At 57.1% G+C, this 20,498-nt stretch carries 19 protein-coding genes and 3 tRNA genes; 8 read left to right on the top strand and 14 right to left on the bottom strand.

The window, feature by feature from the left end; all coding sequences use genetic code 11:
- Window positions 1-12 precede the first annotated feature (12 nt).
- The 10 genes from GQS_RS03970 to GQS_RS03925 form a co-directional block, all read right to left on the bottom strand.
- Window positions 13-660, bottom strand: coding sequence for a 30S ribosomal protein S7 (locus tag GQS_RS03970; RefSeq protein WP_014012381.1), 648 nt, complete (start codon window positions 658-660; stop codon window positions 13-15).
- Between the two features lie 5 nt (window positions 661-665).
- Entirely contained in the window at window positions 666-1,109 is a 444-nt protein-coding gene (locus GQS_RS03965) for a 30S ribosomal protein S12 (RefSeq protein ID WP_014012380.1), read from the bottom strand.
- Window positions 1,110-1,119: 10 nt separating this feature from the next.
- Complete coding sequence (locus GQS_RS03960) at window positions 1,120-1,557, bottom strand: NusA-like transcription termination signal-binding factor (RefSeq protein WP_014012379.1); 438 nt, start codon at window positions 1,555-1,557, stop codon at window positions 1,120-1,122.
- Entirely contained in the window at window positions 1,557-1,865 is a 309-nt protein-coding gene (locus GQS_RS03955; protein ID WP_014012378.1) for a 50S ribosomal protein L30e, read from the bottom strand. Before GQS_RS03955 ends, GQS_RS03960 begins: the two co-directional genes overlap by 1 nt.
- A gap of 13 nt (window positions 1,866-1,878) precedes the next feature.
- A complete protein-coding gene (gene rpoA2, locus GQS_RS03950) occupies window positions 1,879-3,054 on the bottom strand; it encodes a DNA-directed RNA polymerase subunit A'' (protein ID WP_014012377.1) in 1,176 nt (391 codons plus the stop codon).
- Window position 3,055: 1 nt separating this feature from the next.
- Complete coding sequence (locus tag GQS_RS03945; RefSeq protein ID WP_014012376.1) at window positions 3,056-5,773, bottom strand: DNA-directed RNA polymerase subunit A'; 2,718 nt, start codon at window positions 5,771-5,773, stop codon at window positions 3,056-3,058.
- Window positions 5,774-5,777: 4 nt separating this feature from the next.
- Complete coding sequence (locus tag GQS_RS03940) at window positions 5,778-9,146, bottom strand: DNA-directed RNA polymerase subunit B (protein WP_014012375.1); 3,369 nt, start codon at window positions 9,144-9,146, stop codon at window positions 5,778-5,780.
- Window positions 9,147-9,163: 17 nt separating this feature from the next.
- Window positions 9,164-9,412 (bottom strand): DNA-directed RNA polymerase subunit H, encoded by a 249-nt coding sequence (locus tag GQS_RS03935; protein WP_014012374.1) that lies wholly within the window; start codon window positions 9,410-9,412, stop codon window positions 9,164-9,166.
- A gap of 849 nt (window positions 9,413-10,261) precedes the next feature.
- Window positions 10,262-10,339 (bottom strand) — tRNA-Ile (locus GQS_RS03930).
- Between the two features lie 5 nt (window positions 10,340-10,344).
- Window positions 10,345-10,420: transfer RNA gene (locus tag GQS_RS03925), tRNA-Asn, on the bottom strand.
- A 141-nt stretch (window positions 10,421-10,561) separates the two neighbouring features.
- Here GQS_RS03925 and GQS_RS03920 point away from each other — a divergent pair.
- A tRNA-Thr gene (locus GQS_RS03920) sits at window positions 10,562-10,638 on the top strand.
- Window positions 10,639-10,955: 317 nt separating this feature from the next.
- Here GQS_RS03920 and gcvPB read toward each other — a convergent pair.
- From gcvPB to GQS_RS03905, 3 genes are all read right to left on the bottom strand, one after another.
- Window positions 10,956-12,464: an aminomethyl-transferring glycine dehydrogenase subunit GcvPB gene (gene gcvPB, locus GQS_RS03915; RefSeq protein ID WP_014012373.1), complete on the bottom strand. Its 1,509-nt coding sequence runs from the start codon at window positions 12,462-12,464 to the stop codon at window positions 10,956-10,958.
- Window positions 12,465-13,805: an aminomethyl-transferring glycine dehydrogenase subunit GcvPA gene (gene gcvPA, locus GQS_RS03910; protein ID WP_014012372.1), complete on the bottom strand. Its 1,341-nt coding sequence runs from the start codon at window positions 13,803-13,805 to the stop codon at window positions 12,465-12,467.
- A 122-nt stretch (window positions 13,806-13,927) separates the two neighbouring features.
- A complete protein-coding gene (locus GQS_RS03905; RefSeq protein WP_014012371.1) occupies window positions 13,928-15,223 on the bottom strand; it encodes a phospholipase C in 1,296 nt (431 codons plus the stop codon).
- Between the two features lie 176 nt (window positions 15,224-15,399).
- Between GQS_RS03905 and GQS_RS03900 the strand changes: the two genes are divergently transcribed.
- Window positions 15,400-16,080 carry an HAD family hydrolase gene (locus GQS_RS03900; protein ID WP_014012370.1) on the top strand — a complete coding sequence of 227 codons (681 nt, stop codon included), beginning with the start codon at window positions 15,400-15,402 and terminating at the stop codon, window positions 16,078-16,080.
- Here the strand turns inward: GQS_RS03900 and GQS_RS03895 are convergent, their stop codons facing one another.
- The gene (locus tag GQS_RS03895) at window positions 16,081-16,365 is read right to left on the bottom strand and encodes a hypothetical protein (protein ID WP_014012369.1); all 285 of its coding nucleotides are present in this window, start codon (window positions 16,363-16,365) and stop codon (window positions 16,081-16,083) included.
- A 159-nt stretch (window positions 16,366-16,524) separates the two neighbouring features.
- Between GQS_RS03895 and GQS_RS03890 the strand changes: the two genes are divergently transcribed.
- From GQS_RS03890 to GQS_RS03865, 6 genes are all read left to right on the top strand, one after another.
- Window positions 16,525-17,292, top strand: coding sequence for a hypothetical protein (locus GQS_RS03890; RefSeq protein WP_014012368.1), 768 nt, complete (start codon window positions 16,525-16,527; stop codon window positions 17,290-17,292).
- Window positions 17,293-17,336: 44 nt separating this feature from the next.
- Window positions 17,337-18,044 carry a PrsW family intramembrane metalloprotease gene (locus GQS_RS03885; RefSeq protein ID WP_014012367.1) on the top strand — a complete coding sequence of 236 codons (708 nt, stop codon included), beginning with the start codon at window positions 17,337-17,339 and terminating at the stop codon, window positions 18,042-18,044.
- Complete coding sequence (locus tag GQS_RS03880; RefSeq protein ID WP_014012366.1) at window positions 18,041-18,244, top strand: hypothetical protein; 204 nt, start codon at window positions 18,041-18,043, stop codon at window positions 18,242-18,244. The genes GQS_RS03885 and GQS_RS03880 overlap by 4 nt, the downstream gene beginning before the upstream one ends.
- Window positions 18,245-18,297: 53 nt before the next feature.
- Window positions 18,298-18,939, top strand: coding sequence for a hypothetical protein (locus GQS_RS03875; RefSeq protein ID WP_148236361.1), 642 nt, complete (start codon window positions 18,298-18,300; stop codon window positions 18,937-18,939).
- A 14-nt stretch (window positions 18,940-18,953) separates the two neighbouring features.
- Window positions 18,954-19,583, top strand: coding sequence for a hypothetical protein (locus GQS_RS03870; RefSeq protein WP_014012364.1), 630 nt, complete (start codon window positions 18,954-18,956; stop codon window positions 19,581-19,583).
- A 108-nt stretch (window positions 19,584-19,691) separates the two neighbouring features.
- Window positions 19,692-20,498, top strand: coding sequence for a hypothetical protein (locus GQS_RS03865; protein ID WP_014012363.1), 807 nt, complete (start codon window positions 19,692-19,694; stop codon window positions 20,496-20,498).

The raw sequence follows: 20,498 nt of genomic DNA, 5'->3' as shown, positions 1-20,498 counted from the left end.
AGCAACCAGCCCTCAGCGTGAGGACTGGGCGATCCTCTCGATCTCTTCCTTCTTGCTGTAGGCGAAGCTCTTCGGGTCCTTGTTGGCTGCAGCGATTATCTCCTCGGCGAGGGCCTGGGCGTAGCTGGTCTTGTTGCGGTAGCACTTAGCTGAAGCACCGAGGGCGAGGTTCTTGAGGGCTATGTCGAGCCTCCTGAGCGGGGCAACGTCAACGGCCATGTGGTAGCGGATTCCACCGAAGGCGATGGTGGTGGTGTCCTCCCTCGGGGAGGAGTTCTCAAGGGCCCTGACGAGAACCTGTATCGGGTTCTGCTTGGTTCTGCGCTCGATGATCATGAAGGCCTCCTTGACGACCTCGTAGGCCTTCATCTTCTTGCTCATGAGGGAGCGGCTCTCACGCCTCATGAAGTGGCCGCCGACCTTGTGGCCGCTGGCACCGCTGCGCATGACCTTGTTGATGAGCCTCTCAACGATGTGAACGTTGGCCTTGCCGAAGGACTTCTTGGCATGCCTTCCGTGGCTGTGCGGGAGGATCCTCGGCTCCAGGTTGATGTAGGGCCTGAGGGACGGGTCGTTCACGACGACGTCCTCAACGCTCCACCTGCCCATGACCTTGAGCTCCTTAGGCTGATAGAACCTCTCGGTGATTGCCTTGGCCATTCACTTCACCTCCTCGGCTTCTCCTTCCTTCCCTTGACGAGCTCCTTGAGGGAGACCCTGTTGACCTTGACGACCTTGTACCTGATTCCCGGGATATCACCGACGGAACCACCCTTTGGACCACCGATTCCCTCGATGATGACCTCGTCGTGCTCGTCGATGTGGTTGATGGCACCGTCACCGGGGGTGAAGGCGGTAACGACCTTACCGTTCTTGATGAGCTGAACCCTGACGGCCTTACGCATAGCCGAGTTCGGCTGCTTTGCCTCGACGGCTATCTTCTCAAGGACGATGCCCTTGGCCTGCGGGGCACCTCCAAGCGGGTCGCTCTTCTCCTTGAGCCTGAGGACTCTCCTCTTGTACCTGATGTCGCTCCAGCGGAACTTCTTCCTCTTGAGCTTGAGTTTCCTTCCGGCAAACTCTCCATACGGGGCCTTCTTTCCAGCCATGATCATCACCTCAAATTATGACCACATCGTGAATGCCGTGGTGTCTCTCCATCAACTCTTTCACGAGGTTGATGTTCTGGCCGCCCTTTCCGATAGCCCTGGCCTTGTCGCGGGGCCCGATGTCGAGGAGGGCGACCTTCTTACCATCACGCTTCTCAGTGATGTGGACCTTTTTAACCTTAACCCCGAGGCTCTTATAAATGTTCCTCAGGAACTCTTCGGGGTTCTCGGAGTGCTCGATGAGCTCTATCTCCTTCCCGAGCATGTTCTGGACGCGCTTGACGTTGGCTCCCTTCTTTCCGAGGGCCAGTCCCATCTCGCCCTTCTTAATGACGTATATGAGCCTGTTCCTGTTGGTGTCGATGAGGCAGTCCATCACTGTCGCTCCGGTCATGCTCTCGAAGAGTGCTATGAACTTGATCTGGTCGGTGTTGAGCTTGAGCGGCATTACTCCTTACCCCCAGCCAAGGCCAGTATCCTGCTCTCACCGGGGTCAATTATCGCGAGGGCCGAAACGGTGTGCGGCCTTCCGAGGAGGGTTCCGAGCTCGACGCTGGTGCCCTCGAACTCGTAAATCGGTATGCCGCTGAGCTTGGCGTAGTAGAGTATGTCCTCCTTTATGTCCGGCCTCGCGTTCCTGGCCACGATAATCATCTTGGCGCCGCCCATCTTGGCGTACTGGATGGCCTTCTTCGCTCCCATGATTATCTTTCCGGTGTCCTCTGCCTTCCTAAGCTCGAATGCGAAATCAACCATACATCACACCTCCCTACTCCCTTTTCGGTCTCAGGGGGAGATTCATTGCCAGTTTGACCATTCCGGTTCCGACTGGAACCGGCTGTCCTATCAGCACGTTCTCCACGACACCGTTGAGGGGGTCCTCATCGCCCCTCTCAGCGGCCTCGAAGAGGTGCTGGGTGGTTATCTCGAAGGCAGCCCTGGCAAGCACGCTGGCCTTCTCCCCAACTATACCGTGCCTGCCTATGGGCAGTATCACACCGTCGAGCGTCATCATGTCGGCGACGAGCATGATGTGCCTGACGTCAACCTCGAGACCCTGCTCGCGCATCGTGTTGACGATTTCCTCTATGATGGCGTTCCTTGCCGCCTCGATGCCGAGCACGTCGGCGATCTCCCAGATGTTGTTCGTCCTGGTCCTCGTGGGGTCAACGCCCGGGACCTTGAGCACCTGCTTGAAGTTCGAGCCCTCGGTGTAGATGACGTACTCGTCGCCTTCCTTCCTTATGATGGTCTTCCCGACGCCCGAGAGGCCTTTAAGGCGGTGCTTTTTAACCTTTTCGGCAAGTCTCCTGAGGTCTGAGAGTTTGCCTACCTTCTTGGGCCTCATTATGAGCGTGTATCCATCAACCTCGAACTCAGCGCTCTTGAAAGAGCCCTCGAGCTTCCTCTGGACCTTCTCCATGTCCAGACCGGCCTTTTCAAGCCTCTCCAGGTCTATGTCAACGACGAACTCGTAGTTGAGTATGTCGATGCTCATCTCGCGGGCGAGGTTTTCCAGGGTGGTACCTTCGATCCTCCTCGCGACCTCGAGGGCCTTCTCCCTGTCGTAGCGGTGCTTCTCGTCGAGGTAAACGGTCATGATTGGCGTTGATGGGTTCTTCCTCGCGTCGACAATCTCGATGATTCTCGGCAGACCGAGGGTGACGTTGATTTCCGCGACACCCGCGTAGTGGAAGGTGTTGAGGGTCATCTGGGTTGACGGCTCACCGATAGACTGTGCGGCAACGGTACCTATCGCCTCTCCAGGCTCGACGAGGGCGTTCTGGTACTCGCGGACGGTCTCCTCGATGATGGCCTCTATCTCCGCCTTCTTGAGCTTGTACTTCTTGTTGTACTCGACCAGCTTGTTGTAGAGCTCCTCCCTGAGGTTCTCCGGGAGGTCCGCCTTGTCCACCAGGCTCTTGATGGTCTTCGCTGCGACCATTTCACTCACCTCCCCTCATCTTGACGAGGGTTCTAAGGATGACCCTGTCAACATCAACGGTCTTGCCCTGCCAGCTCTTCATCGGGTCGATGCCGTCCTCACCGTACTTGAACTGGACGATGATTCCGGTCGGATCCCTGACGGTTCCGTCGTAGTCCACCTTGAGGTCCTGGAGGGCGTTGATGAGCCTTCTCTGCATGTAACCGCTCTGGGCAGTCCTGACCGCCGTGTCAACCAGTCCCTCACGTCCACCCATTGCGTGGAAGAAGTACTCCTGCGGGGTAAGGCCGCTCTTGTAGGAGTTGGTGACGAATCCCTTCGCCCTCGCGCCGAGGTCTCCCGGCTTGAAGTGGGTGAGAACCCTTCCGCGGTAGCCGCGGTAGAGGCGCTTTCCACGGATGGACTGCTGACCGAGCATAGCGGCCATCTGGGTGATGTTGAGCATCTTACCCCTTGCTCCGGTCTTGGCCATGATGACCGCGTGGTTGCCCATACCGAGGTAGCGCTCGGCGACCTTACCGGCGTTGTCACGCGCCTCGGCGAGGACAGCCATGATGTTGCTCTCGAGGGTCTCCTCAAGGGTCTTACCCGGCAGCGGTTCAAGCTCACCGTTCTTGTAGGCCTCTATGAGCCTGTTGACCCTCTCCTCAGCCTCGCGGATTATCTCGTGAATCCTGTCGAGGGCCTCGCTCGGGAGGTCCTCATCGTCTATGGCGGTGGTGAAGCCCTTGTGGGTGATGGTCCAGATGGCGAGCTTGGTGACCTGGTCGAGGAACTGCCTCGCCCTGTCAACGCCGTACTCCCTCACTATGAGGTCGAGGAGCTTTCCGTCCTCCCTTCCGTAGGCCTTCTTGTCTATGGCTCCGCTGAGGAGCTTTCCGTTCTGGATGTAAACGAAGCCGTCGTAGGCGAGCTTCCTGACTTCCCCCGGGTCGGGGACGAGCTTCTCCTCTATGAGCTTCTCCAGAGCCTCACAGCGCTCCGGCTCGTCGCAGAGCTTGTTGCGGTACCAGATGGTGAGGTCCTCCGGCAGGACGAGCGAGAAGATGGTCTTTCCGCTCCATAGCTCAACGCCGTCCTCAACCTTGTCCGGCTCCGGAAGCTCGCGGATGTCGATTCCCGCGAACATGAGCATCTGCTCGACCTCTGAGCGGGTGAAGTATGCACCCTCGCGGGTGAGCAGGTAGCCGCCGGAGATGTGATCCTGGATTCCGGCGATGAGCGGGCCTCCGTACCTCGGCGAGATGATGTGGTTCTGGACCTCCATGAGTATCCTCGCCTCGGCCTGCGCCTCCTCGGTCTGCGGCACGTGGAGGTTCATCTCGTCACCGTCGAAGTCAGCGTTGTACGGCGGGCAGACCGAGAGGTTGAGGCGGAAGGTTCTGTACGGCATAACGCGAACGCGGTGAGCCATGATGGACATCCTGTGGAGTGAGGGCTGCCTGTTGAAGAGCACTATGTCTCCGTCCATGAGGTGCCTCTCGACCGTCCAGCCGAGGTCGAGCTTCTCGGCGATGATCTCGAGGTTGTTCTCCATGAGGCGGATTCTCCTTCCCTCGGGGTCGATGACGTAGTTGGCTCCCGGATACTTCTCGGGCCCGTTGAGAACCATCTTCTTGAGCTTCTCGAAGTTGAACTCGGTGACCTTCTCCGGAACGGTGAGCTCCATGGCGACGGCCATTGGAACGCCGACCTCGTTGATGCTTATCATCGGGTCGGGGCTGATGACCGTACGGGCCGAGAAGTTGACACGCTTACCGCTGAGGTTTCCACGGAAGCGGCCCTCCTTACCCTTGAGCCTCTGGGAGAGGGTCTTGAGGGGCCTTCCGCTCTTGTGCTTGGCCGGCGGAATACCGGAGGTCTCGTTGTTGATGTATGTGGTGACGTGGTACTGGAGGAGGTCCCAGAGGTCCTCGATGATGAGCTGCGGTGCACCGGCCTCGATGTTGCTCTTAAGGCGGTTGTTGATACGGATGATGTCAACGAGCTTGTGGGTGAGGTCGTCCTCCGCCCTGATGCCGCTCTCGAGGGTGATGGACGGTCTCATGGTAACCGGCGGAACCGGCAGGACCGTCAGTATCATCCACTCGGGCCTGGCCTTCTCCGGGTGGAGTCCGAGGAGCGGCAGGTCCTTGTCCGGTATCTTCTCGAGCCTGTCCCTGACCTCGCTCGGCATCATTCTGTGCCTGTACTCGTTGCCCTCCTCGTCCTTCCTGAGCTCCCAGTAGATGGTCGGCCTCTCGAACTTGATCGGGAACTGCGGCGCTCCACAGTGCGGGCAGACCATTCTCTCCTTGGCCTTCTTGTGTATCTCCTTGATGAGCCTGTCCTTGGCCTTCTTCCTGTCGCCCATGACCTCGAACTTGTGCATGTACTCCTCTATCTCCTCGTCGGTGAGCTTTATCCTTCCGCACTCGCGACAGGTGCTCTCGAGGACGCGGTGAATGGTCTTGGCGAATCCGACGTGGACTATCGGCCTGGCGAGCTCAACGTGGCCGAAGTGACCCGGACAGTCTCCGGCTCTCGCCCCACAGGTCTCACAGCGGAGTCCCGGGTCAACAACACCCAGTCTCTTGTCCATGAGGCCGCCTTCGATTGGGTAGCCGTCGTCGTCGTAGGTGTCTGGGACGGTTATCTCGGCCGCGCTCATCTTTCTGATTTCCTGGGGTGAGAGGATACCGAATTCAATACTCCCGATGATCTTCTTCATCGACTGCATGCTATCACACCCTATCCGTTATCTTGAGGGACGGCCTTATTCCCATAGCCTTCAGCTCGTCGAGCAGCAGCTTGAAGGCGTAGCTCATCTCCACCTTGCTGATCTTCTCTTCCTCTCCACAGACCGGGCAGTAGACCTTTCCTCTGCGCTTGTCCTCGAGTGCCAGGTGTCCGCAGCTCTCGCAGACCCATACCTCGGTCTTGTCGCTCTCCTCGAGCAGTCTCTCTATGAGCAGCATCGCGGCGCCGTGTCCGATGAGGACGTCACGCTCCATCTCACCGAACCTGAGACCACCTTCCCTGGCCCTTCCCTCGGTCGGCTGCTTGGTGAGAACCTGCACCGGACCTCTGCTCCTCGCGTGCATCTTGTCGGCGACCATGTGGTGGAGCCTCTGGTAGTAGATGACGCCCACGAATATGTCGGCCTCCAGTCTTCTTCCGGTTATGCCGTCGTACATGACTTCCCTGCCGCTGTGCTTGAATCCAAGCTCCTCAAGCTCCTTCCTGAGCTTCTCCTCGGGCTCACCAATGAACGCGGTTCCATCGACCCTCCTTCCGGTGAGGGCGGCGACCTTTCCGCCTATGGCCTCGATGAGCTGTCCGACGGTCATACGGCTCGGGATACCGTGCGGGTTGACGATGAGGTCGGGAACGATTCCGCTCTCGGTCCAGGGCATGTCCTCCTGCGGAACGATGAGGCCCACGACACCCTTCTGACCGTGCCTCGATGCGAACTTGTCTCCGAACTCCGGGATGCGGAGGTCCCTGGTGGTCACCTTGACGAGCTTGGTTCCGTCGCCGGTCTCGGTGATGATGACCTTGTCAACTATACCCCTCTCGCTCGGCCTGACGGTGACGCTCGTTTCCCTTCTCTCCTGGAGGATTATTCCTCCGAGACCGCTCTGCTCCTCAAGGAACCTCGGCGGTGAAGTTCTGCCGACGAGAACGTCCTTACCCGTGACCTTTGACTCCGGGAAGATTATACCGTCCTCGTCGAGGTGGCGGTAGTACTTCTCGCCGAGATAGCCCTGTATGGTCGGGTCGGGAACCTCAAAGCGGTCGGTCTGACCGCCGAGGTAGCGCTTCTCCTCGGCCTCGTAGGTTCTGAAGAACGTGCTCCTTCCGAGACCGCGCTCGATGGAGGCCTTGTTCATGATGATTGCGTCCTCCATGTTGTAGCCGCCGTAGCTGAGAACCGCGACCACGAAGTTCTGACCGGCGGGCCTCTCCTCGAAACCGACGGCCTTCATGATGCGTGAGTTGACGAGCGGAACCTGCGGGTAGTGCATGAGGTGCCCGCGCGTGTCCACCCTTATCCTGAAGTTGGCGGCACCAAAGCCGAGGCTCTGCTTGGCCATACCCGCCCCATAGGTGTTACGCGGGGCCGCGTTGTGCTCCGGGTACGGGACGAGCGAAGCCGGGATACCGAGTATCGCGGCCGGCATGAGCTCGAGGTGGGTGTGCTCCTCCGTGACCTCCCAGGGCCAGGTGGCAACGTAGGCGTTCTCCTCCTCTTCAGCGTCGAGGTACTCTATGATGCCCATCTTCACCAGGTCGTTCCAGGTGAGGGCTCCGTTCTTTATTGCATCGACGTGCTCCTTGGTTAGCTTAGGCTTGCCGTTCTCGACGATGATGAGCGGTCTCCTGACGCGGCCGTCGTCGCTGTTGACGTATACTTCCCTGACCTCCTCGTCCTGGTACATCGCCACGTTGATGACGTCGCTTATCTTTCCGCTTCTCCTGTCGCTCCTTATCCTGCGGACGAGGGACTCTCCGTCCTCTATGGTTCCGATGAGAACACCGTTGAGGTAGAGACGCCAGAGCTCGGGGCTCGGGCGGCGCTCCTCGATGGAAACGACGCCGAGCTTGTTCAGATACTCCCTGACCTCCTCCTCGGGAATGCCGGTGGTTATCTGGGACATCAGTGAGAGGTTCTTAACGAGACCACAGTTCGGACCTTCCGGAGTCTCCGTCGGACAGATTCTTCCCCAGTGGGTTCCGTGAAGGTCACGCGCCTCGAAGTGGGGCTGGTCCCTGCTGAGCGGGGAGGTAACGCGCCTGAGGTGTGAAAGGGTGCTCATGTAGTTCGTTCTATCGAGAAGCTGGCTCACACCGGTCCTTCCGCCGGGCCAGGCACCGGTCGCGAGGGCATGTTCAATTCTCTCGCTGAGGACGTCCGGTCTTATGGAGTTTCTCACAAAGCGCTGGATGTTCTCGAAGGTGTAGCGCTCACCCTTCCTCTGGTAGGTCTTGGTCATCTGGTACTGCATGTCCTTGACGAGCTGGCCGAAGGCGACGCGGAAGAGGTCTCTGAGGAGGTCTCCAGCGAGCTTGAGCCTCTTGTTGGCGTAGTGGTCCTTGTCGTCCTCACCGCGGAGGCCGAGCGAAAGCTCGAGAACCTTGAGGGCCATCATGCCGAGGTAGTAGGCCTTGGCCTTCCTCCTCTCCGGCTCGACGCCCATGTGCGGGAGGAGGTTGTTGTCTATGATGTGCTCGGCCCTCCTGAGCCTGTACTCCTTCGGCTGGCCGGGCAGGGAGAGCTTTCCTATGTAGTCGAGAGCGTCCTCCTGGTTCATCACGTCGCTGGCGTCCTCGAGGTTGTCGAAGAGAACCTGCTGTATCCTCGGATCATCGCTCACGGCCTCGACGATCTCTTTATCGCTCAGAAGACCGAGGGCGCGCATAACGTAAACGAACTTGACGGGTCTCGGAACGTTCGGGATGTTGACGTAGAGGATACCGTCCTTCCTCCTCTCGACGGTTATCAGGGCCCTGTAACCGTGTCTGTATGAGAAGACCTTTGCGATTATCCTGTTCTGCCTCTCGTCGCGCTCAACGAGGGTCTTGTTCGGGGCGAGGTCCTCGATAGAGACTATAACCCTCTCAGAACCGTTTATGATGAAGTATCCTCCCGGGTCCTTTGGATCCTCGCCGAGCTTGATGAGCTCCTCGTCGCTGAGGCCGTAAAGCCTGCAGGCCTTGGACTTGAGCATTATCGGGAGCTCTCCAATGCGGACCTCAACGGCCTCCTGCTCGATGCCCTTGATGACGGGGATGAGCTCGAGGTAGAGCGGGGCCGAGTAGGTCAGGTTCCTTATCCTGGCGTCCATCGGGTAGAGCGGCTTCCTCTGCCCCTGGGCCTCCTGGAACTCGGGTTCGCCCAGGCGTATTTTACCGAACTTAACCTCGAAGTCCGGGATGTCCGGCTTCAGGCCGCCGAACTCGTATATGACCCGCTGCATGCCGCTCTCAATGAAAGCGTTGTAAGAATCAAGGTGCTGCCTTACGAGCCCCCTCTCCTTCCAGTAGGCGTCCATAACGAGCCAGAGGTCGTCAGGAGTAACATCCACAACGGTTGGTCCTCTCGATGCCATAATCTCACCTCGCAGAATCAGTCCTCCACCACAAGGCGGTAGTAGTTGTAGTAGCCCGCTGTCGGGCTTTTTCTTTTGATCTCAAGGATGTCGCCCGGCTTTGCCCCAAGGGCCACGACAGCAGGGTCTGAAGCCTTGATCTGCGGAAGCTGGGAGATTCTGATCCTGTACTTCCTGAGAAGCTCCTCCTTCTCCTCTTCGCTCAGTATTCTGTGCTCGGGAACCAGCTCATGCGTGAATATATCAAACTCTTTTTTCGTCGCCACCGAGAATTGCCCCCTTTAACATTTTTTAAGAACGATTATCACTACCTCACACCTGCGGGTTTCGGTATATAAGCTTTTCGAGTGGTATCTGGCTCGTAGGGGTTTATATCGGTTGCGTAAAGTTTAAGAACCGTTTTCCATGCCGAAAAGCTACTCTGATGTACTTCTATGTTCATCAGTATGGGGAAAGACTTATAAATGTTTGCCGTCGGTTCGATATTCGAACTTTCTAAAAAACGGCCATATGCTCGAAATCTACTGTAATTTTGACGTGATTTCTGGTAGGATAATGGCACAATGTAGTTAGTCAACCGTTTCATCTGTCATATCTAGCAAAAATATGGGCAAAATTTGGTCAGTTTTTTGTACAAAACGGCGCCTACTGACGCTTTTAAATGTCCAATACGGCCTTGAAAGGTCCAGTATTGTGGATCAGAATGTTTTTACCGCTCAACCGTACGAACCCGCTTGAAAAATCGGTGTTTTCAGAGGGCATCTCAGCTTCCGCCATCCGTCAAGGATGTTCGAACGACAGTGAGAACGGCGCTGAAACTTTGCAGAGCAAAGTTTGATCAAAAATGTTTTTACTGGTTAAAAGCCTGAAAAAACTTCGTGCACTTTAAACGGGTGATTCTGTTGGGGTTTACTCTTCTAATTGCGCTCTTTGAGTGTTTCACTCTTCAAACGGCGTCCGAAGGACGCCAATAACAAGGTTGAAACTGCTTGAAGAGGATTATTCGAGAGTTAAACCCCCTTGAGAATGGAGTTAAAATATCGCACGACTTCAAGGGCACAGCACCAAACACAGTCAGAACTTTTTGATGAAACTTTGCTTGCGCAAAGTTTCAATGGTGGGCCCGGGGGGCTTTGAACCCCCGACCACGCGGTTATGAGCCGCGCGCTCTGACCAGGCTGAGCTACGGGCCCACTGATGGCGCCGCCGCCCGGACTCGAACCGGGGACCGCCGGATTAACAGTCCGGCGCTCTACCGACTAAGCTACGGCGGCACGACCCAATGTAGGGAATATGGAGTGGATTTATAAATCTTACGGTGCCTCCCGATGGGGGAATGTCAGTCATTTTTGCGGAACATGGCGCGAGAACCGGCTGCGAAAACTTTATATTTTCCCCGGGGAGTCTTAAACCGTGCCCCGGTAGCCTAGCCTGGTGGGGCGGCGGACTTGTAATCCGCCGGTCGCGGGTTCAAATCCCGCCCGGGGCTCCATTCTATCAACCCTTTGCTTCGCAAAGCGTTGGCGGAAATTAAGTGCTTTTTTGAAGTTGCCAATTTTTAAGCGAGTTTCTGTGTAATTTGCTCTTTGAAGAGGGTTTCACTCCCAACGGCGTCCTTTGGACGCCAAAATAAGTTTGAAACTACCTGAAGGTGCTTGCTTGGGGAGTAAACTCACTCAAGAATTGCCAAATCTATTAGTGCATGACTGACTTTTTACCCGTTGGCAGGAAAGGCAATCTTTTGATCAAACTTTTTTCAAAAGTTTGTTCGCCTGTGCAAAAGAGGCAGTAAGAAAAATGGAAGGGAAGTCAGTAGTCAACCTCTCCCTTCTCCTTCAGCTCCCTGTACATTCTCCAGGTGATGATCGGCCTCTTGGCCGCAAGTACGTCATCGAGCCTTTTAACGGCGGCATTGTGGGGCGCGCTCTTGACGATTTCCGGGTTGCTGTAGGCTTCGTCGCTTATCCTCTTGAGGGCCTCGACGTAGGCGTCAAGCTCCTCCCTGCTGACCGTCTCGGTGGGTTCGATCATCAGCGCCTCGTGGACTATCAGCGGGAAGTATATAGTCGGTGCGTGCATTCCGAAGTCGAGGAGCCTCTTGGCAACGTCCAGGGCCTTAACCCCTGTCTCCTTCTTCATGGGCTCGGCGCTGAACACAACCTCGTGCTTCCTGAGCTCCTTGTGGGGCAGCTCGTAGCCCCTCGTTCCCTTCAGCTTCTGGGTGAGGTAGTTGGCGTTGAGAACCGCTATCTCGCTGACCTCCCTGAGGCCGTCCCTGCCCATTATCTTGAGGTAGGTCAGGGCCCTAACCATCACCGCGAAGTTGCCGTAGAGCTCCTTGACTTTGCCTATGCTCTTCGGCACGTTGTAGTCGAGGTAGTAGCGGTCGTTCTCCTCATCGTAGCCCACGAGCGGAACCGGCAGGTAGTCCTTGAGGAAGTCCTTAACGCCGACCGGCCCGCTGCCAGGACCGCCGCCGCCGTGCGGGGTTGAGAAAGTCTTGTGGAGGTTGAGGTGGACGACGTCGAAGCCCATATCGCCGGGCCTTATCTTTCCGAGAACGGCGTTGAGGTTGGCGCCGTCGTAGTAGAGCAGGCCACCTGCCTTGTGAACTATCTTCGCTATCTCGAGTATCTCGTCCTCGAAGATGCCGAGGGTGTTGGGGTTGGTGAGCATTAAACCTGCCGTCCTTTCACCGACGGCGTTCTCAAGGGCCTCCAGGTCCATCGTTCCCTCCTCGGTCGAGGGGATTTCGATGACCTTAAAGCCGGCCATCGCCGCGGAGGCAGGATTGGTTCCGTGGGCGGAATCGGCCACCAGCATCTCGTCCCTCTGCGGTTCGCCGTTGTCGAGGTGGTAGGCGCGAATTATCGAAACGCCCGTGAACTCACCGTTGGCTCCGGCAGCAGGCTGAAGGGTGAAGCGGTCCATGCCGGTTATCTCCTTGAGCCACTGCTCAAGCTCCCACATGACTCTTAGAGCTCCCTGAACGGTCCTCTCGTCCTGGTAGGGGTGGATATAAGCTACTCCCGGATGCCCAGCTATCTCCTCGTTTATCTTGGGGTTGTACTTCATGGTGCACGAGCCGAGCGGGTAGATGCCGGAATCGACGCCGTAGTTCATCTCGCTGAGGCGGGTGTAGTGCTTCACAACCTCCGGCTCGCTCAGCTCCGGAAGGTTCAATGGGCTCTTCCTCTTGATCTTCTCGGGAATTTCAACCGCCACGTCCTCTATGGGGGCCGGCATCGTGTAGCCAGCCCTTCCCGGCCTTGAGAGCTCAAAGATGAGCGGTTCGCTCCATTTAGCCTGACGGAACATTCAGGCCACCTCCTTGAGGGCCTCTATGAGGGCATCGACCCATTCCTTTCTCGTCGTCTCGGTCGCGGCGAAGAGGGCCCCCTCACCCAGCTCGGGGAAGTGCTCCCCTATGTAGTAGCCGCCGTGGATGTTCCTTGCCAGGAGCTTCTCGTGTACCTCGCTGTAGGGTCTCTCAAAGCGGACGAGTACGTCCTTGAAGTTCACGCCATCGAACGGAACCTCCGCCACCTCCGAGAGCCTCTTCTTGAGGTAGGCGGTGTTCTTGAAGATGACCTCTCCAAGCTCTCTGAGGCCGCCGGGGCCGAGGGTTGCGAGGTGTATTGCCGCGGCAACCGCCACCAGGGCCTCGTTTGAGCATATGTTTGAGGTCGCCTTGGCGCGCCTTATGTGCTGCTCCCTGGTCTGGAGCGTCATCACGAAGGCCCTCTTTCCGTCCGCGTCTCTGCTCATTCCGATGACCCTTCCGGGCATCTGGCGGATGAGCTTTTTGTCGTTCCTGACCGCGAAGATTCCCGCCCTCGGACCTCCGAAGTTCATCGGGTTTCCAAAGTAGGCTGCCTCGCCGACGACGATATCGGCCCCGAGCTCTCCCGGCGCCTCTACTACGCCGAGGATCGTTGGGTCGGCGCCGACTACGAGGAGCGCCCCTGCCTCGTGGGCGATTTCGCCGATTTCCCTTAGGTTCTCCTCGATCAGCCCGAAGAAGTTGGGCACCTCAACGTAAACACCTGCCGCACCATCGGCGGCTTCCTTGAGCTTCTCCATATCGACCTGTCCCCTCTCGTCCCAGGGCACCTCGACTATCTCCATGCCCGGGCCCGCGGTGTAGGTTCTGAGAACGGCCTTCTTCTCGGGACTCAGGGCCTTGGGGACGACGAACTTCTTCCTTCTGGTAACGCGGGCGCTCATCAGCGCCGCCTCTGCCATCGCCGTGCCCCAGTCGTACATCGATGAATTGACTATTGGGAGACCCACGAGCTCGGCTATCATGCTCTGATACTCGAAGAGGGCCTGGAGCATCCCCTGGCTTACCTCGGGCTGGTATGGTGTGTAAGCGGTCAGGAACTCGCTCCTTTCGATGAGGTACTTTACGTGCGCGGGAACGTAGTGGAAGTACGTCCCGGCTCCAAGGAAACTGGGCATCTCAAGGGCGGTCCTGTTCTGACCCAGGACTTCGTTAAGCTCCATGAAGACCTCATACTCGCTCTTTCCCTCGGGCAGGTTGAACTTCTGGACCATGCCCTTCGGGACGTCGGAGAAGAGGTCCTCGATCGACGTGAACCCGATTTCTTTCAGCATTTCATCCCTGTGCGCAAGGTTCGGGAGGTAGTGCCTTCCCATGCCTATCACCTTCTGAGCTTTAAGATGCTCGTTGAAAGTTGGGCGTGGGGAATATATGTTTTGTGCCCGGGCACGGGGAGAAGGGAGATGGGCATACATAAACAATAAAGAATGGAGAAAGATCAGCCGGTAACGCCGACGTCCTCGAAGAACTTCTCCATCAGGCCAGCAACGGCCCTTATATCGTACTGCATGGTCTCGTAGACGGCCCACTGGACAAGGCTGTACTCCCTGCCGTCGAGGGTTTTGAAGCCGCTCGGTGCGTTCACGTCGAAGTTGGCGTGGAGCTCGATGTTCCTTACCGCCCAGCCGTCCACGTCGTCGTCGAGCCAGTCGTCGCCGGTGACGTAGGTGTAGATGTAGACGGTATCTCCAGGAACGGTGACGCTGGTATCTTCAAGTGGGTTCGGGTCCTGGGCGTAGCGGGCGATGAGGTTCCAGTTTTTGTCGTAGACCTCAACGTAGCCGAGGGTCTTGAAGTAGGCGTTCTGCATGTCTATGTCCTTGAAGACGAGGGTTATCGAGCTGGCTCCCTTGAACTCAAGCTTGAGGACGCTCCAGTCGCCCTTCTTGAGCTCCTTCGTCCAGAAGTAGCTTCCGAGGTGGCCGCGCTCGCTCCAGAGGTTGATGTCCTTGCCGGTCGAGTAGAGCATGTATCTCCAGGCGTTGTGGGCGATGAGGTCGGCGTAGGCCCAGGCGACGCCGTTGGCGAGGCTCATGTGGCCGTTCTCGTTGTCGGCTATGTAGATGTCGTAGCCGTAGATGAACCTCTGCTTCTCCTGCGGAATCTGCCACCACTTTATCGGCGTGAGGTCGAGGGGAACGCGGTCGTTGAGTATGTCGTCGGCGACGGTGGGGGAGATATCGTTCTCGACGAAGTCGTGGGCGTCCTCTATGTAGCTGAACTGCTCAAGGTCCTCGAAGAGCGCTGGGGTGGTGTGGGCGACGAGCATGCTCATGTCCTCGAGGATGTGAACCGTCCTGCCGAGGTATAACATGGCCTCTTCCCTCTTGCCCTGCCTCCAGAGCTGAACCGCCTGCTCGTAGAGCTTCTGGGCCATGTCGGCGCCGGAGCTGTCGCGGTCTCCGAAGAGATCGACGGTTATCAGCTCGGAGTGGTCCATCGGGTCGAGGAAGTGGTACTGGCTCTGGAGGGTGTAGGTCTTACCCTTGAACTCGATGCTTCCACCGCGCCAGTCCTCATCGTATGCTCCGTAGAGGAGCTTGTCCTGGTACTGCATGAGGATTGAACCCAGCTGCGAGTTGTCCTTGTAGACCGCCTGTATGGCCTTGTAGGTCAGCTTCTGGTGGACGTTCATAGGGTTGTCGAGGGTCGGTCCGTCGGTCGGCCAGGCGCTCACGAAGCCCAGCCCGCTGAGGACTATAAGGACGAGAACTATGGCTCCAGCCCTCTTCATTTTATCACCCCAAGTGTATGCGAGGCTTGTGAGGTGACGCGGGGTTAAAACTTTTTCGAGTTACTGGGGTTATGGCTTTTGGAGCCCTCTAGGTCATGCCGTATCATCCGACATGGAAAAAGTCACCCGGGACAACGCTTAAATGTCCATCTTCCTCCCCAGTTAGGGGGTCGTCAATGATAATCGCTTTCGACTTCGACGGAACGCTAGCGGACACGTACTCGTGCATTGAGGAGGCGTTTCAGCGTGCGCTCGAGAGGCGCTACCGATGGCTTCCCGGAAAGGCCGTCTGGGCGAAGCTCCTGACTAAAATCGAGCTCCAGTTTGAGAGGCCCACCTTTGGAAAGCACAAGAAGAAAAGCAGGCCGCCGTTCTTCCTCCGCACAAAGTTCTTTGAGGCATGGTTCGAGGAGAGGGCGAAGCTGACGAAGCCCATAGACGACTCGCCGGAACTGCTGAGGAAGCTCAGGGAGGACGGCCACGTGGTCCTTTCCTTCTCGGCGGAGGATTTCATCGATGGCATGAAGGTGCGGCGCCTGAAGCGGATGGGCATCTACGACCTCTTCGACGACGTCATCGTCTTTGGCCACGACATGACCATAGATGAGGCGTTCCGGCTTGTTCGTGAGAAGTACGGCGATGACGTCTTCATCTGGGTGGACGACAAGCCCTGGCGCTTCATCGGCCACGGCGACGAGAACACCGAGTACGTCTGGTACTACTTCCCGTTCACAGCGAAGTTCGTGGAGAAGAACCCCGAGAAGCTGGCCCTGATACCTCACCTCCACGTCATAAGGGACCTGTGGAGCATATTCGACGTCATTGAGCGGGTAAAGCAGGAGAGGGGCATGATTTAATCAGCCTGAGTCCGCGTTGGTGTACTCTATCGTGTCCTCCACGAACTCGTCGTAGTTTTCCCTATCAACTTCCTCCAGCCGGAGCAAGAACTCCCTTCCGAGAGACCATCTCACGGCAACGGGCCCCCGAGCGGTCTCGGCGACGATGAGGCCGAAGGGAAGGTCTCCCGCCCAGTGGTGCTTTGCGAACTCTATTCTGAAGCCCATCTTCCCCAGCTCTTCGAGCACCGTTTCGTAGGTTCTCCCGGGGCCGTAGGGGCTCTTGGCGAAACCAATGTAGGGCATTTTTACTCACCGATGTTCCATTGGTGGACGGATTTAAAACCTTTTCGGTTCTCCTAACAAAATTTGGACTGTGAAGAAGAAACCTCACTGGCACCGGAACACCCAGGAGGCGATGCTAACCTTTTAATACCCCGTGGGGGAGTTATCTCGGGTGATGGAATGAGGAAGCTTTACATTGGCCTGTTCATTGTTCTGGTGGTCTTTGCCGCGGGCTGCATCTCCGGTGGCGGGACGACCCCTGCCCCAACCACGACCACGACGACCGCCGCGAACCTTCCTTTTACCTCCGATGATATGGAGAACGCAATAAAATCCCTCAAGAGCTACGAGTACACCATGCACGTGGACAGTTACAATGGAACAAAACTCGTGGCCCAGCTCTCGAACGAGGGTGCGATCGACTTTGAAAGGAAGCTCAAATCCGTCTCCACCTTCTCGAACAGCTCCGTGGGCGGCGGCTCGTACTACAGGAGCTACTACTACACCACATCCAGCGGCTACGCAAGCTATTTCGACCGTAACGGCACCGTGACCTGGGAGGCCTCATGCTACGGACCGGGCGAAGGGCCGGATTTTAACTCCACGATCCTCAGCGGGCTCTGGGAGGTCCTTAACATCGATAGCGTCAGGGTCGTCGAGGATGGGGATTACTACGTTATCTACGCCAACGAGACCGGCGGCACCGCGATTGGGCCCAACGTGACGAACGCATACAAGACCCGGATCGAAGTCAGGCTCACCAAGAACCTGGTTCCTGTGGGGATAAAGAAAACCGTCTATTACGAGAAGGGTGGCGCCAAGTGGGTAGACGTGATCACAATAGACGTCAGGAACCCCAACGCCGCAGTGGTGGAGCCGCCCGAGGAGCTCGTCGAGTACCTCAAGGCACAGGGTATCGACCTGACGGACTTCCTGAGTGGATGCTAAACCTTTAAATCCCACTTCCCCCATTTTCTTTTGGTGGATCTGCGGTGGATGCGTTCAGCGGTCTGGTGTTCTTTGCGTACGGACCTGCACTGGCGATACTCTGGTACTTCTATCACGCCGACAGGTACGAGCCCGAGCCGAGGAGGTACGTCCTGGGCACGTTCATCCTGGGAGGAACGCTCTCGGTTGGCATAGCGTTCATCCTGGAGAGCTTTCTGACCCTCGGTGGAGCCATTCAGCCCCTCCTGCCCGCGTCTGCATTCTACGTCGCCCTCGTGGCCGGAATAGTGGAAGAACCCGCCAAGGCGCTGGCCATACGCTGGCCGTTCAAGGCGGGGCAGATGGACGGGATAATGGACGGCCTCGTCTACGGCGTGGCTGCTGGCCTCGGTTTCGCCGCGACGGAGAACTTCCTCTACGGCCTCGGCTGGGGTCTCGGAGTGACGGTGATGCGCGCGTTCCTCACCCCAATCGCCCATGCCACGTGGAGTGCCGTGATAGGAGTGGCCTACGGCATGAAGGCGGAGGGCAAAATGACTTCCACGGCCTCGTACTTCCTGCTGGCGATGTTTCTGCACTTCATCTGGGACTACTACGCGTTCATGAGTGCCGGCGTCCCCGCGTACAACATCCTGCTGGTATTCTTCATAATCCTGAACCTTGCCCTGCTCCGCTACTTCCTCCTCCTTGGACAGGCGGAGGACAGGAGCAGGCTGTGGTATTACTGGTTCAAGAGGAGGGACGGACTGTGACCGAGCTAGAGGAGGCTTTATTTGAAGCCAGGCCTTACGTGGAGTATTATGATCGGCTGGAGAATCTGGTAAAGCGCCTCTGGGAGGAGGCCACCGACAGGGAGAACTTCCTCCAGCTGCTGAACGAGGAGATGGAGCGGGCCGAGGAACCCTTCAGGACGGACCTCAGGATATTTCTGCAGAAGTTTGAGGCGCTGTGAGATTCCACCCTTGATGGTAACCTTTATAGCCTTTCATTTTCAAACTTTTTTCGGTGGGCGTGATGAGAAAAACGGCGGTTGCTGCCGCGGTGGCTGTTCTCGTAGTGCTGGCGGTCTGGGCCGTGGTGAATGGGACGCTGGAAGGGCCATCTGCGGAGGACGTTCTCGATGCCATTGGGGACCAGAACTCCTTCTGCTGGAGGGCGGAGCTTGCCGACAATCTCACCGAGAAGGAAATCTTTGCCTGCGTTAGCTATGAAAACCAAAGCGCCTTCTGGAGGGTGACTTCGGGGAACGGAACCTCGATTGTAAGGGCAGTTCCTGGCGAGGAGTTCTACGACCTCAACTGGGACGTTGCACTCTACAGCAAAGGAGTGGAGTGGAACGCGCTCAACTTCGCGAACTGGGTTTTAAAGGAGGGCACGGTTGAGGGAATCGAGAAGGTCGGGCGGGATGAATACGAAATCCGCGTCGTTCTCGGGGGGAGGGAGAGCTACGCCGTTGGGACCATCGAGAATGGGAGCAGGGTCGAGGAGAGGTACGAGATAATCGCCTTTCTCCGGGTGAACGGGGAGGGCGAGCTTAAGGGCGGACGCTTCACATGGAGAAGCGAGAGGAACTACATTGACTGGAACCGGAGAGAGGTTGCAGAAATCCGAGGGAGCTTCGAGATGCTCGGCCCGTGGAACAACTGACCCGGGTGGTCTGCATGTCGAGGCGGAGAAAGGTGCTCGGTGTTGTCCTTCTCCTGCTCTCAATTCTGCTCCTCGTTCCGATGTCCCTGGAGGGCTACACCTACCGCTACGAGCTTGAAAGCCGAGGTTTCATGTCCTTCTCGAAGATGGGCTATGGGGTGGCGTGTCCGGGCGTCTTCAGGGCCTACTACCAGGTGGACGACGAATGGAGGGTTAGGTTCGTTAGCTCCTACTTCCCGGAGGAGAACGATTCCAAGAGGTTCAACGACCCCCACGCACTAATAGACGAGTTCGAGAAAAAGGCCCTGTCGAGGCGGCTCGTCAGTAAAGACGAGTACTCAATTTTGGTGCTCTCCAAGGACGCGAAAGGATGGCCGTTGAATACCCACCTCCGGCTTAAGGCGGTTTATGAGGGGGACACTCTAAGGTGGGTCTCCTTCAACACCACCCACTCCCTCAACTACGACCCGAGGAACAGCAGCGTTCTGGTGGATTACGTGGATACCTACGAAACCTACGAGATTGAAGAGACCCACTGCTGGCAGGTTTTAATAGGCTGGTTGAAGCCCCTCCTCAAGAGGTACCTACGCGACCAGCTCGGGGAGATACCCTACCCAAAGCCCTGGGAGCGGGAGCCCTGGTGATTGTTTCCACTTTTTGCAAACTTTTATCGATGGTGTGCAAAATCTGAATAGAAAAAGTATTTAAAGCAACTTTCCCACATTCTCCTGAGCACAACTGGGGGTAGTACAATGAAGCGGCTGATGGCGCTTTTCCTGATAGGCTTCGTGGTGCTGGCGAGTGGTTGCATGGGGGATCAAGCTGGCCTCACCGAGGAGAAGGTCCTCGAGGCCCTCCAGAGCATAGAAACCGCCAGCTACGACCAGAACTTTTCAATGAGCATGCACTTTACCGACCCGTACACCAATAAGACGATAAACTTCACGATGTCGGGTCGCTCCGTTGGCGTCTTCAACAACACGGCCGGGCTGGAGAAAGGAAACATGAGCATAACGATGCACATGATGGGGATGGACGTTAACATGGACTGGCCCTACTTCGTCAACAACTCCAGCGTCTACTTCATGGTCGACGGGAAGTGGTACAACGTCTCCCCCGACGATGACCTCTACTCCCAGGCCAGGGGCTCCCTCAACGTGGACTACATAAGGAATCTCCTCAACGAGAAGAACGTCACCATAGAGAAACTCGCCGACGGCTACGCCTTCAGGGTGAACGTTACCTTCTGGGAGTTCGCGAACGCCACAAACCAGACCGGATACCTCAACGAGCTTTGGAGCGTCGATGGCGAGAGGGGGGTGAACGTCACCACGAACTCCGGCTGGGTGGAGGTTCACCTGACGAAGGACGGAATGCCAACTTTCATCGAAACCCACATGTACCTCATAATGACGATAAAGAACTACAGCGGGGAGACGACCGATATCCACATGATCCTCCATGAAACCGTTGCCCTGTCGAACATCAACGAGCCCGTTGAGATAAAGGCCTCAGAGGGTATAAAGAACGCTGGAGACTTTGAGGAAATATTCTGGTGA

Source organism: Thermococcus sp. 4557 (assembly GCF_000221185.1).
Lineage (GTDB): Archaea > Methanobacteriota_B > Thermococci > Thermococcales > Thermococcaceae > Thermococcus.
Note: the sequence above shows the minus strand (reverse complement) of the source record. Positions and strands in the feature narration are given on the sequence as shown.